The organism is Acetobacter estunensis, assembly GCF_011516945.1.
In the GTDB taxonomy this organism is placed as follows: domain Bacteria; phylum Pseudomonadota; class Alphaproteobacteria; order Acetobacterales; family Acetobacteraceae; genus Acetobacter; species Acetobacter estunensis.
Map to the genome: position 1 here is coordinate 82,500 of NZ_WOTH01000008.1, position 13,592 is coordinate 96,091.

Below are 13,592 nucleotides of genomic sequence, written 5' to 3' on the forward strand. Positions count from 1 at the left end.
GGCGGAGCGGGAGGCGCTGGTTACGGCGCGAGCCCCGTCGTGTGTGTGGTGTGTCAGCCATAGGCGGAAAGGTCACCCCGGTTATCGACGATCAGCATCAGGCCGTCGGAGAAAATAGGTTCTACGACCGTCGGCGCGGGCATCTTCTCAAGGGCAAGAAGCTGACCGTTGCGTGGGTCGAGTGAGACGAGGCCATTATCCGGCAGCGTGCTGACGCACAGGAGTTTGCCATTGGCCAGCACCGGGCCGGTCCATGTCACGCCATCTTTCTTGGCGCTGACGCGGCGATACTGCCGCAACTGGGTGATCCAGCGGACCTGACCCGTGAGGCGATCGAGGCAGGCCACCTGTTCATCGAGCGTAATGATGAAAAGCCAGTCATCCACGACAAGAATCGCGTTCATGCTGGCGATTGAGCGCTCCCACAGACGACGGCCGGAGCGCATATCGATGGCCACGAATGAGCCGGCCACACTGGCGGCATAAGCCGTGCCGCCCTGCACGACAGGGAGACTGCGGATGCAGGAAAAATCGAGAGCCGAAGCCTGTCCGTTGCCGGCGCTGAGCGTGTCGCTCCAGACCACCTCGCCACTTTCCTCACGCAGTGCCGCCAGATCACCCGAACCGAACGCTGCCAGCACGATACCGTTCACCACAGCCACCGCAGGAAGGCCGAACATCACGGTTTCCGCCAATGTGGCCGAATAGGTCCAGAGTTGGTGGCCGGATGTGGCGTCGAGCGCAAAGAGACGTCCGTCAATGGTGGTGACGAACACGCGGCCATTGGCGATGGTGGGAGCCGAACGGCCCGGTGTGTCGAGGTTGATGCGCCATTTCACTTTTCCGGTCGCGGTTTCCACCGCCACCGTCTGCGACACGCCATCGACAATATAGAGCGTGTCGCCATTGGCCCCGATCCCACCGCCGAGATCGCTGGATTTCAGGCGGCTGGGTTTGGGGTTGAAATGCCACTCTTCCTTCATGCCCGGCCATGAGAAGGCCCGCACGATTCCGGCCGCATCCATCGTGAAGATGCGGCCCTGATGAATGACGGGCGAGGCCTGCAATACGCTTTCGCCGTTGGAACCGAGGGCCGCAAAGGCGAGAAAATCCGGCTCCGAGGTGCCATGGCCAATGGAGCGGGTCCAGCGGCGGTGCAATTGACCCGACCAGGCGTAGTTCGCTCCGACATGACTGGGGGTGCGGCCGCTCATCGGCCAGTCCGTCGTTTTCAGCGGGGCCGGAACGGTGATAGCGGGCTGCGGCTCATTGCTTTTGCTCACGACCAGGCCGCCGCGCGAACTCAGCACCGGCACGCGATGACCGGCCAGAGTGGGCTTTTTCTCATCATCGAACAGGCTGCATCCGGCGAGGGCGGGCATCGCCACCGTTCCGGTCAGCAGGGTCCGCAGGAAACCGCGACGGCTGTTGCGGGCGAGCTGGTTCATGAAGGTATTCTCGACGATAGGGAGGGCGAAAGAGAAGGGCGCATGTTCTGGTGTATCAGCCAGCCGCGCCAAGCGTCTGGAGCAGGGCGCCTGCGCGCATCCTCACGCCCGATGGCGCGCCGGGATCCTGCATCAGGGAGGTCAGTTTCTGGGTGGCGCTTTTCATGTCGCCCGTGCGGATGTCCAGCGCCGCCAACTGTTCGCTGGCGAGAGCGGAGAAAGCATCGTGCTGACCGACCAAAAGGGAGAGACGGGAGCGCAGAGTGGGAATATCTCCGTCATCAAGCTGCCACTGACACCATAAAAGCGTAGCAAGGGCACGGAGTTGTGGATCGACCGTCGCGGCTGTCTGAATGTCGTTCCACTGAGCGAGCGCCTGTTTCACGTCGCCATGGACGGCCTGTGACGCGGCAAGCCTCAGTCGGGCGAGGGTTGCGATATCGCCCGTGCCGGAGGTGGCGACACGATCCAGTTGTGTGATGGCGGCCTTCTGCGTGTCTGTCAGTGGCGCGCTGGTGCCGGCCACGGACGTATCGGACCCCATATCCTTCAGTGCCTTGATATAGGCCGCGGAAAGAGTGCGCGTCTGTTCCTGCATATGGGCGTGACGATAGCTCCAGCCTGCCGCGCCGACGCCGAGCACGATCACCAGACCGATTCCCACGCCAGCAAGCCTCCGGGCCCTTTGGCGAATCTGTTCGATGCGGAATTCCGTCTCCGCTTCCTTGAAGATTTCGTCAGTCACAGGGATTTGGGCTCTCCATCGGGCAGATTTCTCTTCCCATTTCATCGCGCGGTGACAGGGAATGAGCGGCACAGGGTATTTTGGCGGACAATAGCCGGGCGGAAGGATTGCGGCAAACCCTATGGAAAGCGGCGCTTGGTAAGTGTTTCTTCATGCCGTCAGGGCACAAGCGAAGGCATGGTTAGCAAGCGTCTCATCGTTCCTTTGCTGTTGCCGATTCTGGCTGGGTGTTCCGCGCCGCAGATCGGTTCGTTCGCCATGGGGCGCGATTGCAGCGCGGCCGAACTGGAGAAGGGGGTGGGCTGGTGTTCGCCGCCCGAAACGCCGCCGCCGCCCCAGCCATACTGCACCGCTGGATGGAGTGGCGTCGATTGCTGGAGCCGCCCGGATCTGATGCCCAATGTGGCCCGTTCGGTTGCAGAAGGTCCGACCGGGCTTACGGCTGAACAGAATGCGGTTCGGCTGAACAAGGATTATACCAACACGCCGCCATCTTCCCAGAACAGCTACTGAGTTCTATCGCAGGCAGGCTTCGATTTCTTCGGATGAAACGTCTTCAATCGTTTGCGGCTGCCACCTGGGGGCATTGTCCTTGTCCACCATGCGCGCACGCACGCCCTCTGAGAAATCGGCGCGTGCGATGAGATGACGCACCGTGCGCGTTTCGAGAGCAAATGCCTCATCGAGTGTGTGAGGTGATGCTTTCAGGATTTGCTGTATGCGCCACGTCACATGCAGCGAAAATGGACAAGCGCTCTGGAGTTGAACGAGGTCTCGGTCGGCTGTTTCGTCTTCAAGGTGGCTGAGCCGATGGAAGAGTTCATTCAATCCGGCATGAGAGGAAAGAGACGCGCTGGCTGTAAAGGCGCTCAGAACCGCCGGCGAGTCTTCGTCTTTGAAGGGGGGCAGACTTTCCGACATAGCAGAAAGTTGTTCGCCTTCGGTGCCTTGTGGGATGTCGGCCAGATGTTCGACGAGAGACGCAAGACGCGCGGATGATACGAAGTGATCGGCAAACCCCATCTGGACAGCTTGGGATCCATGCATCCGGCAACCGAGCAGGGCATTGCGTAATCCATATGGGGCGGGAGAGCGGGCAAGCAGCCACGAACCTCCGGCATCGGGTGTGAGACCAATGGCCGTCTCTGGCATGGCAAGCACGGCGCGTTCCGTCACCACGCGATGCCGGGCATGAGCGCCCAGTCCCACGCCTCCTCCCATGGTGATGCCGTCCATTAGGGTAATGATAGGCTTCGGGTAATGAGCGATGGTCAGCATGGCATCGTAGGGTACGCACATGGCGGCGTGGGCGACATCAGGCCCTTGGGTGGCGATGATGTGACGCAGGGCTTTGATGTCGCCACCAGCGCAGAAAGCGCGGGGAGAGGAAGAATCGATGACCACGCGCAGAATGCCCGGATCATCGCGCCAGTCATTCAGGGTGTTCATGATCTCGCGCGCCATGTCGGGGGTGATGGCGTTGAGAGCGTTGGGACGGTCGAGAGTAATGCGCCCGAGGCTGCGGTACCGCTCAGAACGGATGGAAGAAGGTGCATTCATGCTGACAGGCTCCGTGTTTGCCAGAGAAACGAATTGGTGCCGGATTCCGTTTCCTCTTCAATGCCCGGTTGTGACGCCGTGCCCGATATCCTACGGATAAGCGCGTAAAAGACGCTGGTCGTCTATCAGGGAGCGGGGGATGCGGCAGTGAGCGTGAGCGCAGAGGCGTTTAGGGAGGCGATGGCGCGGCTTGGCGCGGCCGTGACGGTGGTTACGACCGGCTCACTGGCTCAGCCGGTGGGATTTACGGCCTCTGCCGTCTGCTCTGTCACGGATGATCCACCCACCGTTCTGGTCTGCCTCAAACGATCGTCACGGGTGCGTCCGTCTTTCGTTGAGGGAGCCGCGATGTGCGTGAATGTGCTGGCGGCAAATCAGGAAGAACTGTCAAATCGGTTTGCCGGTCCATTGAGCGCGGTGGAGCGTTTTGCTGCGGGACATTGGGAAACGCTGATGACAGGGGCTCCCGTGCTTAATGAAGCGGTTGTGTCATTGGATTGCCGCATCAGCAGATTGGTGGAAGAGGGAACGCACACCGTAATGTTCGGTCGTGTGCAGGCCCTGCGTCTTGGCGCGACAGCGCACGGGCTTGTCTATTTCAATCGGTCCTATCATCGCCTGCCTTATGTCGAGGCATTCGATGGTGTTACCGACAACTGAGCGAGAGAGCGGACGGTATGGCAAGAAAAGTTAATCAGGATGTGCCGGTCATTACTGTCCGGGCGCTCATCATCATGCATATCGTGCTGGCTGCCTTTATTGGCGTGATGGCCTGGATGGATTGGTCGGTGGCGCAATAAAAGCTGTCGCTTTCTGAACGAAATCAGGCATCGAGAAGATCTTCGATCCGTTCCACTGGACGACAGACCCGCGCGCCGCGTTCCGTGACGGCGATGGGGCGGTTGAGCAGAATGGGATGTGCGGCAATGGCGTCGAGAATACGGGCGTCATCGATGTCTGATGCCGTCAGTTTAAGTTCCGCTGCCAGAGGTTCTTTGCTGCGCAGGAGCGCGCGGACGTTCCCTTCCACCATTTTTGCCAGTTGTTCCAGCGTCTCACGGTCAGGTGGCGTCTTGAGATATTCGATCACCAGAACGTTAAGACCGGCATCCTGCATGCGGGCCAGAACTTTGCGGGACGTGCCGCAGCGTGGGTTGTGATAGAGCGTTGCCATCGTCTGGATCCTGTCATCAGCAGCCGGATATGCTGTGTTGCGGTAGCCTTTAGCGCCTTTTGAGACGCGCCGCGAGAGAAGTGTTTCCTCATGAATGGGGCATGGGAAAGAGAGGAAACAGGCAGATAAACCTGTCGGTGTTTTCATGAAAGTTTAATTCCTCAGGACAAACTTTCCGCTCACTCTCTATTTCGTTCTTTTCCTTGACAGTGAGGGGAAGGGCACCTATCTCCTGTTCTGGCACTCCCGGGGTGGGAGTGCTAACGCACCGCGGCGTAGAGCGCGTGGCATACGACAGCGCTGCTTTCAGACGAGGGCGTTGTCGCAAGATGTGTGGAGCGATCCATAATGACGAAATTCCGTCCCCTGCATGACCGTGTAGTGGTCCGTCGTCTCGACGGTGAAGAAAAGACCGTTGGCGGCATCATCATCCCTGACACGGCGAAAGAGAAGCCGATGGAAGGCGAGATCGTCTCTGTTGGCCCGGGTGCTCGTAACGAGCAGGGTCAGGTTGTGGCGCTGGACGTCAAGGCTGGTGATCGCGTGCTGTTCGGCAAATGGTCCGGCACCGAGGTGAAGATTGGCGGTGAAGAACTGCTGATCATGAAGGAGAGCGACATCATGGGCGTGATCGCCGGCTGATCCGGTTCTGATCCCTCTATTTACTGTCCCTTTCATTTTCTCAAGGATGATTTCCAATGGTTGCCAAGGACGTTAAGTTCGGTAGTGACGCGCGTCAGCGCATGCTGCGTGGTGTTGATATTCTTGCCGATGCTGTGAAGGTAACGCTCGGTCCGAAGGGCCGTAACGTGGTGCTCGACAAGAGCTTCGGTGCGCCTCGCATCACCAAGGACGGTGTGTCGGTCGCAAAAGAGATCGAACTGGCCGACAAGTTCGAGAACATGGGCGCGCAGATGGTGCGCGAAGTGGCCTCGAAGACCAACGACACGGCCGGTGACGGCACGACCACGGCAACGGTGCTGGCTCAGGCCATCGTTCGTGAAGGCGCCAAGGCTGTTGCTGCTGGCATGAACCCGATGGATCTCAAGCGCGGCATCGACAAGGCCGTGGCTTCGGTTGTCGAAGAGCTGAAGAAGAACGCCAAGAAGGTCACGTCTCCGTCCGAGACGTCGCAGGTTGGCACGATTTCCGCCAACGGCGAGAAAGAGATCGGCGAGATGATCTCGCTGGCCATGCAGAAGGTCGGCGCTGAGGGCGTGATCACGGTTGAGGAAGCCAAGGGCATCCAGACCGAACTCGACGTGGTCGAGGGCATGCAGTTCGACCGTGGCTACATCTCCCCGTATTTCGTGACCAACGCGGAGAAGATGACGGCGGATCTCGAGAACCCTTACATCCTCATCCACGAGAAGAAGCTCTCCTCGCTTCAGCCGATCCTGCCGCTGCTTGAGGCGGTTGTGCAGTCCGGTCGTCCGCTGGTGATCATTGCCGAGGACGTCGATGGTGAGGCTCTGGCGACGCTGGTTGTCAACAAGCTGCGTGGCGGCCTGAAGATTGCGGCCGTCAAGGCCCCGGGCTTCGGTGATCGTCGCAAGGCGATGCTGGAAGACATTGCCATCCTCACGGGTGGTCAGGTCATCAGCGAAGACATCGGCATCAAGCTTGAGAACGTCACACTGCCGATGCTGGGCCAGGCCAAGAAGGTCCACATCAACAAGGAAAACACCACGATCGTCGAAGGTGCTGGCAACAGCGACGACATCAAGGGCCGTTGCAAGCAGATTCGTGCGCAGATCGAGGAGACCACCTCGGACTACGACCGTGAGAAGCTGCAGGAGCGTCTGGCGAAGCTGGCCGGTGGCGTTGCGGTCATCCGCGTGGGCGGTTCGACCGAGATCGAGGTGAAGGAGCGCAAGGATCGTGTGGACGATGCGCTGCACGCAACCCGCGCTGCCGTCGAGGAAGGCATCGTTCCGGGTGGTGGCACGGCTCTTGCTCGCGCTTCCTTGGCTCTGTCCGATCTGCACTACCACAACGAAGACCAGAAGGTCGGCGGCGAGATCATCCGCAAGGCTCTTCAGGCTCCGCTGCGTCAGATCGCGCATAATGCGGGTGAAGATGGCGCTGTAATCGCTGGCAAAGTGCTTGAGAACAGCACCTACACCTTCGGATTCGACGCGCAGGCGGGGGATTACAAGGATCTCGTCGCGGAAGGCATCATCGATCCGATGAAGGTCGTGCGCACGGCTCTGCAGGATGCGGCTTCGGTGGCCGGTCTGCTCATCACGACCGAAGCCATGGTCGCTGAGCGTCCGGAGAAGAAGGCGCCTGCTATGCCCGCCGGTGGTGACATGGGTGGCATGGGCGGCATGGACTTCTGATCGTAGCCAAGGGTTGCGATCGGGTCACCGGACAGCAGCTTTCGAGCTGTTGTCCGGTCGCTGGTCAGATGAAAAGGGCTTCTGCAACGAGGGTTGCAGAAGCCCTTTTCTTTTTGGAACGCAGATTTTTATGTGTCAGGTGGTCTGGTTGAGAAAGGCCGAGGCTTCCTTCACCACTTCGGCCAGAGCACCGGGTGCGAAGGGAGAAACCAGTCCAGCGTCGGCGATGAGTTTCGTGAAAGGAGCCGAGCCGCCCTGTGCGCAAAGCTGTTCGTAGGCGCGCATGGCCGCTGCCTCGTCACGTCGGGAAAGCAGCCACAGCTGCATCGCGCAGCACAGGGCCAGTGTGTAGTCGATGTAATAGAACGGGCTGCGATAGATATGGCCCTGAGCCTGCCAGCGACCGCCCATCGCGGGATAGGCAAGGTCGCCATAGTCACACCAGGGCATGTAATGGCGTTCCAATTTCCGCCATGTTTCATGCCGTTCCAGCGGTGTCATGTCCGGGTGGGCGTACACTTCGTGCTGGAAGTGATCCACACAGACGCCATAGGGAAGGAAGCAGAGCGAACCGATGAGGTGCATGTGGCGAAATCGTTCCGCAGCCCCATCTTCCACCATCAGATCCATGTGCGGCCATGTAAGAAACTCCAGTCCCATGGAATTGATCTCGGCCGCTTCCATCGTTGGCCACAATTCATCGATGCAGGGGAGCATACGACTGCGCCAGTTCTGATAGGCATGGCCCATTTCGTGGGTGAAGACATTGATGTCGCCATGCGTTCCATTGAAGTTGGCAAAAATGAAGGGCATCCCCGCATCGGGGAATGAGGTGCAGAAGCCGCCGCCTGCCTTTTCATCGCGGTTTTTCAGGTCGAGATAATTCCCTTCGACCATCATGCGAAAAAACGCTCCGAGTTGACCGGGCATCCGGTCGAACATTGTCTGCGCTCGCTCGATCAGAAGGTCATATCCACCCGCAGGTTTTGGATTGCCGTGTAGATCGATGAAACTTTCATCCCAGTAACGCAGTTCCGGCCATTGCATGTCTTCGCGGCGTTTCTCCAGCAGCGTGGCGACGAGCGGGGTCACATGGGTGGCGACTTCATCGCGAAACAGCGCGACATCAGTTGGCCCGTAATCCACGCGCCGCATGCGTCGGTAACCCAGCGGTGTGTAGGTATCGAAGCCGAGAGTCTGGGCCATTCCATGCCGGAGAGAGACTAAGCGGTCATAGAGAGTATCGAGTTCTTCACCTTTTTCGGCGAAGAAAGACCAGCGCGCCTGCTCGGCAGTGTGTCGGACGGTGCGATCGGGATGTTCCTGCCAAGGGGCGAGGCCCGAAAGGTTGACGGATTTATTGTCGATAGTGATCCGGGCAGAGGCGAGAAGGGATGTGTAGTCGCCGCTGAGGCGCGCCTCTTCTTCCAATGCTGTTTCGATGCGGGAGTCGAAGGTCGTGATGTCGCTTTGCCAGAGTTCGGCCACATGAGAACCGATCTTCTCTCTCACGTCTGCAATGAGATCGGCTGCCAGAAGCCGTTTCTTGATCTTCACCTCATGAGCCGTGACCTTGGGCGTCAACTGGTCAGCATAGTCGCGCTCAGAACGCGTCGTCTCGTCGCGGGTGTTCTGGGAAAATCTCAGATGCACGAGGGCAGCCCAACTCTCGAATGTGCGACGTTCATGATCGAACCGGTCGAGCGCCGAAGTGAGATCATTGGATTCAATGAGCGACAGGACGGCACCGAACCGACTGTCCAGTTCGGCGGCTGTCGGACGGGGAAAATTCAGGGAAGAGAAGTTGTTCATCATTGCCACATCGTGCATGGGGCCGATGGGTTCGTCCATCGTAATTGCAGCACGATCATTGGCATGTGGCGCTCGGTTATTGAGTGCGTGAGTAGGGGAAAGAAAACCGTCACGACACGTTCTTGGGGTATGTGTAGAAAATTAGATAATGGGCTATTTGCCTCGGAAAAACGGATATGAGCGCTTCTTCTCTATGTGGCGTGGAAACCGCAAATGAGACATGGTTATGGGGAGAGTTCTCTTCTTCCATTCTGATGCATTTGAATGAAAATTTTCGGCGGGCTCAACCTTTTCCTCATATTTCCATAGACGGTCTCTTTAGTGCAGATTTTCTTGCTTCTATTCTGGAAGAAGCACATGTATTGCCCCAGACATCTTGGGACCCTCATTATACGGCTCTTCAAAAAAAGCGTCAGCTTAACAGATGGGATGCGATGCCGCCGGCGCTTCTGTCTTATTTTACGGCCGTTAAATCTCCCGATTTTATTCAATTTCTTGAAAAACTAACAGGTATTGCCGGTTTGCAGCCGGATATCGAGCTTTTTGGTGGCGGATTGCATGAGGCCAGCCAGAACGGACATTTCCAGATTCATGTGGATTTCCAGAAGCATCCACGTACACAAAAACGCAATACTCTGGCTGTTATTACTTATCTCAATCCCGACTGGCAGGAAGAGGATGAAGGAAGTCTGGAACTGTGGAACAGTTCTACGGAACGACCGGAAGCCTTTATCGCGCCGATTTTTGGCCGCACGCTTGTCATGGAGCAGTCCCCTACAGCCCTGCACGGTTATCCGGAACCGGTGAAGAAGGGATGCCGTCGCGCATTGATTGCCTATTTCTATACGGACAATACGGATTCTGATCCTCTTTTTGAAGTAGAAACCACACGGTATCTGCGACGTTCCGATATTCCAATGGAACGTAGGGCGCAGATGTTCCTGCGTGAACAACTGCCGCAGCCCATGGTGACGGGCATGCGAAAAGCCTGTTCACGCCTCCTCCATTACCTCAAAGACAAGTAATGAAGCAGGCGTTTCAGGCCAGTGATGCAACAAAGTGGCGCAGACGCTGGCACGCTTCAATGAGCAGTGTGTTGGATGTGGCGCAGGAGAGGCGCAGATAGGGCGCAAGCCCGAACGCGCTTCCTGGCACCGTTGCAACGTAGGCTTCTTCCAGAAACGCCATGGCAAAGTCCGTGTCCGTGACCAGTTTCCGGCCTGCGGGCGTGGTTTTGCCGAGACAACCAGTCACACCCGGATACACATAGAACGCACCGGCGGGTATGGCGCAGCTCAGACCGGGAATGTCGCGCAACGCCTGAACCATCAGGTTTCGACGTCGCTCGTAGGTGGTCACCATATCGCGGATCATATCCTGCGGACCATCGAGGGCCGCTGCTGCGGCGGCCTGCGCAACGGTGCAAATGCCGGATGTGGCGTTGCTCTGGACCGATCGCATGGCGGCGATCAGTCGTTTCGGTCCTCCCGCGAACCCCACCCGCCAGCCGGTCATGGCATAGGCTTTCGCCATGCCGTTCATGGTGACGATGCGGTTACGCAGATCTGGCGCTATAGCGGCAAACGACGCAAAACGATGTTCATCGAATACGAGATGCTCATATATTTCGTCCGATAAAATCCAGACATCCGGCCATTTGCGAAGCACCTCTGCGATACCGCGCAAATCGCTTTCCGAACACAGCCCTCCCGTGGGGTTGTTGGGGAAGTTCAGCACCACCCACTTGGTGCGAGGTGTCATGGCAGCAGCCAGCCGTTCGGGGCGCAGACTGAAGCCATCAGCCTCATCGCACACGGGATGAACGGGCACGCCGCCAAACATCCGTGCAATTAGAGGATAACTCACCCAGTAGGGAGCAGGGACAACCACTTCGTCACCGGGATCAATCGTCGCCATGAAGGCGTTGAAAATGACCTGCTTGCCACCGTTGCTGACCATCAGTTCGTCAGGCGCGAAGGTCAGACCGTTGTCGCGTTCGAACTTCCGCGCGATGGCCGCTTTCAGAGCCGGCGTGCCATCGACGGGGGGATATTTCGTCTCACCCCTCAGGGCCGCCTGATGAGCGGCCTCAACAGCATCCTCCGGCGTGGCGAAGTCAGGTTCGCCCAACGCCAGGCTGATGATGTCGTGTCCCTGCGCTTTCAGCGCGCGTGCCTGACGCGACATCTCGATGGTCGCAGGAGCGGGCAGGCCATCGAGACGGTGGGCGAGAGTTGGTCCCGTCATATGCTGTGTTGGCCTCTTCTAGCGCAGTGAAGCGCAGAAACGCTGGATACGCGTGCAGGCTTCACGCAGGCTTTCCGTGTCCGTGGCGTAGGACACACGGAAATGACCGGCGAACATGAAGGCCGAACCATGCACTGCAGCCACACCTTCTTCGTCCAGCAGGGCCGTGACGAACGCCTCATCCGTATCGATCACGGTGCCGGAGCTTGTGCGCTTGCCAAAGCAGCCTGCCATGGACGGGAACACGTAGAACGCGCCTTCGGGGCGGGCGCAGGTCAGGCCAGTAGCCTGATTGAGCATCGACACCACCAGATCGCGGCGTTCGCGATAGGTTTCGCACATCGTGGCGATGAAGTCCTGCGGGCCGGTCAGAGCTTCCAGTGCTGCGGCCTGTGCGATGGAACAGGGGTTGGAGGTGGACTGCCCCTGCAGCTTGTTCATCGCCTTGGTTAGTTCCACCGGAGCGCCAGAAAAGCCGATGCGCCAGCCGGTCATGGCATAGGCCTTGGACACGCCGTTCATGGTCACGGTGCGGTCACGCAGGCGCGGCTCGACCTGCAGAATGGTGGCGGGTTTGAATCCGTCATAGACGAGCTTGTCGTAGATATCGTCGGTGAAGATCCAGATATTGGGATGCTTGAGCAGCACGTCGCACAGCGGACGCAGGTCTTCAGCGGAATAGGCCGCTCCCGTCGGATTACAGGGGGAGTTGAGGAAGAACCATTTCGTCTTGGACGTGATGTTGGCTTCCAGTTCCTCAGCCGTCAGTTTGAAGCCGTTCTTTGCACGGCACGGCACCACTACGGGAATACCATCGGCCAGCGCCACGATGTCAGGATAGGACACCCAGCACGGTGCGGGGATGATGGCTTCATCACCCTTGTTGATGGTGGCGACCATGGCGTTGAAAATCACCTGCTTGCCACCCGTGGAGACGATGATTTCCTCAGGCTTGTAATCGAGACCGGAATCCTTGCGGAAGCGTTCGGCAACGGCGGCGCGAAGGGCGGGCGTTCCGGCAACGTCGGTGTATTTGGTCTGTCCGGTCTCGATGGCCTTGATCGCGGCTGCACGGATGTTGGCGGGTGTGTCGAAATCGGGCTCGCCGGCCGAAAGGCTGATGATGTCGCGCCCGGCGGCCTTGAGGGCGCGCGCTTTGGCCGAGATGGCAATCGTCTGGCTGGGGCTGATCTTGTTCAGGCGGTCGGCGATGAAGGACATGGTCTCGTTCCCGAGGAAAAGAAGGCCGGCCTGATGGGCCGATGGCCGACCTTGCGTCGGCGGGGCGGGAAGATAGAATCTTTCCACCGTTTCCGAAACCGCTTCCTCATCACAAAGGGTAAGAAGCGCAGTGTCAGAGTCGTCAGGCCGACAGCCTCGCAGCCTGACGGACCGAGTGCGGTGTGGCGCCCGCTTCGCGCAGGGCGCGGATGGAAAGCGCGCCATCCCGTTTTGCCAGACGCTTTCCGCTGGCGTCGCACAGGAGTGGGTGAAAGGCATAAACCGGCTCGGGCCACCCCATCAATTCCTGGAGCAGTCGATGGATGGACGTGACATCGCGCAGGTCTTCTCCACGTGTCACGAGCGTTACGCCTTGCGCGGCATCGTCGTGCGTGACGCACAGATGATAGGACGCGGGCGTGTCGCGCCGTGCGAGAACGACGTCCCCGAATGCTTCGGGATGGCAAAGTACCCGAGAGCCATCCAATTCTCTCCACATTAAAGGCGCGCGCAGTGTCGCGAGCGCTTTCGCAACATCGAGCCGGAGCGTGTGCGGTTGTCCTTCCGCCAGACGCCGCTGCCGTTCTGCGGGGGCCATGTGCTGGCAGGTTCCCGGATAGATCAGACTGCCATCGGGCGCGTGATGGGGGGCAGAAAAGGCTTCTGCGGCTTCGCGTCGGACTTCCGAGCGGGTGCAGAAACACGGATAAAGCAGGCCGCGTTCACTGAGATGCGTCAGGGTCTCCTGATAGAGCGGCATTCTCCGGGACTGTCGCAGGACGTCGCCCTTCCATGCCAGCCCGACCCATGCGAGGTCTTCGAGTGTCTCGGCGATAAACTTCTCGCGGCAGCGCGTGGTGTCGATATCCTCGATCCGAAGCAGGAAGCGCCCATGGGGACCGGCATGATCGCGTGCGAAAAAGGCGGCGGCGACATGGCCAAGATGCAGGGGGCCGGTTGGGCTTGGAGCGAAGCGGGTGGTGAGGGGCGTATCTGTCATGAGGACGTCATGCAAAAGAGCGGTCGCTTCCTTGCGAACGCTG

14 protein-coding genes are annotated in these 13,592 nt (G+C 59.0%); 6 read left to right on the forward strand and 8 right to left on the reverse strand.

Features of this window, described 5'->3' with window-relative positions; all coding sequences use genetic code 11:
* Window positions 1-53: 53 nt before the first annotated feature.
* Both GOB87_RS05960 and GOB87_RS05965 read right to left on the reverse strand, forming a co-directional pair.
* The gene (locus GOB87_RS05960; RefSeq protein WP_166313781.1) at window positions 54-1,448 is read right to left on the reverse strand and encodes an outer membrane protein assembly factor BamB family protein; all 1,395 of its coding nucleotides are present in this window, start codon (window positions 1,446-1,448) and stop codon (window positions 54-56) included.
* Window positions 1,449-1,503: 55 nt separating this feature from the next.
* Window positions 1,504-2,193, reverse strand: coding sequence for a hypothetical protein (locus tag GOB87_RS05965; protein ID WP_166313783.1), 690 nt, complete (start codon window positions 2,191-2,193; stop codon window positions 1,504-1,506).
* A 177-nt stretch (window positions 2,194-2,370) separates the two neighbouring features.
* Here GOB87_RS05965 and GOB87_RS05970 point away from each other — a divergent pair, with 177 nt between their 5' ends.
* Window positions 2,371-2,706, forward strand: a complete 336-nt coding sequence (locus GOB87_RS05970) for a hypothetical protein (protein WP_166313785.1) — start codon at window positions 2,371-2,373, stop codon at window positions 2,704-2,706.
* Between the two features lie 3 nt (window positions 2,707-2,709).
* Here the strand turns inward: GOB87_RS05970 and GOB87_RS05975 are convergent, their stop codons facing one another.
* Entirely contained in the window at window positions 2,710-3,753 is a 1,044-nt protein-coding gene (locus GOB87_RS05975; RefSeq protein WP_166313787.1) for an enoyl-CoA hydratase/isomerase family protein, read from the reverse strand.
* A 180-nt stretch (window positions 3,754-3,933) separates the two neighbouring features.
* On the opposite strand from GOB87_RS05975, the gene GOB87_RS05980 reads away from it, so the two are divergent.
* Window positions 3,934-4,413 (forward strand): flavin reductase, encoded by a 480-nt coding sequence (locus GOB87_RS05980; protein ID WP_166313843.1) that lies wholly within the window; start codon window positions 3,934-3,936, stop codon window positions 4,411-4,413.
* Window positions 4,414-4,430: 17 nt separating this feature from the next.
* Complete coding sequence (locus GOB87_RS16945) at window positions 4,431-4,553, forward strand: hypothetical protein (RefSeq protein WP_264806520.1); 123 nt, start codon at window positions 4,431-4,433, stop codon at window positions 4,551-4,553.
* A gap of 23 nt (window positions 4,554-4,576) precedes the next feature.
* Here GOB87_RS16945 and arsC read toward each other — a convergent pair whose 3' ends face one another.
* Window positions 4,577-4,927 (reverse strand): arsenate reductase (glutaredoxin), encoded by a 351-nt coding sequence (gene arsC / locus GOB87_RS05985; RefSeq protein WP_166313789.1) that lies wholly within the window; start codon window positions 4,925-4,927, stop codon window positions 4,577-4,579.
* Between the two features lie 348 nt (window positions 4,928-5,275).
* On the opposite strand from arsC, the gene GOB87_RS05990 reads away from it, so the two are divergent.
* The gene (locus tag GOB87_RS05990; RefSeq protein WP_166313791.1) at window positions 5,276-5,569 is read left to right on the forward strand and encodes a co-chaperone GroES; all 294 of its coding nucleotides are present in this window, start codon (window positions 5,276-5,278) and stop codon (window positions 5,567-5,569) included.
* 56 nt (window positions 5,570-5,625) lie between these two features.
* A complete protein-coding gene (gene groL / locus GOB87_RS05995) occupies window positions 5,626-7,269 on the forward strand; it encodes a chaperonin GroEL (protein ID WP_166313793.1) in 1,644 nt (547 codons plus the stop codon).
* Window positions 7,270-7,404: 135 nt separating this feature from the next.
* Here the strand turns inward: groL and GOB87_RS06000 are convergent, their stop codons facing one another.
* The gene (locus tag GOB87_RS06000; protein WP_166313845.1) at window positions 7,405-9,084 is read right to left on the reverse strand and encodes a M3 family oligoendopeptidase; all 1,680 of its coding nucleotides are present in this window, start codon (window positions 9,082-9,084) and stop codon (window positions 7,405-7,407) included.
* A gap of 173 nt (window positions 9,085-9,257) precedes the next feature.
* Here GOB87_RS06000 and GOB87_RS06005 point away from each other — a divergent pair, with 173 nt between their 5' ends.
* On the forward strand, window positions 9,258-10,106 hold the full coding sequence (locus GOB87_RS06005) for a 2OG-Fe(II) oxygenase (protein WP_166313795.1): 849 nt from the start codon (window positions 9,258-9,260) through the stop codon (window positions 10,104-10,106).
* Between the two features lie 13 nt (window positions 10,107-10,119).
* Here the strand turns inward: GOB87_RS06005 and GOB87_RS06010 are convergent, their stop codons facing one another.
* The 3 genes from GOB87_RS06010 to gluQRS form a co-directional block, all read right to left on the reverse strand.
* Window positions 10,120-11,328, reverse strand: coding sequence for a pyridoxal phosphate-dependent aminotransferase (locus GOB87_RS06010; protein WP_166313797.1), 1,209 nt, complete (start codon window positions 11,326-11,328; stop codon window positions 10,120-10,122).
* Between the two features lie 18 nt (window positions 11,329-11,346).
* Window positions 11,347-12,549, reverse strand: a complete 1,203-nt coding sequence (locus GOB87_RS06015; RefSeq protein WP_166313799.1) for a pyridoxal phosphate-dependent aminotransferase — start codon at window positions 12,547-12,549, stop codon at window positions 11,347-11,349.
* Between the two features lie 142 nt (window positions 12,550-12,691).
* On the reverse strand, window positions 12,692-13,549 hold the full coding sequence (gluQRS, locus tag GOB87_RS06020; RefSeq protein WP_166313801.1) for a tRNA glutamyl-Q(34) synthetase GluQRS: 858 nt from the start codon (window positions 13,547-13,549) through the stop codon (window positions 12,692-12,694).
* Between the last annotated feature and the right edge of the window lie 43 nt (window positions 13,550-13,592).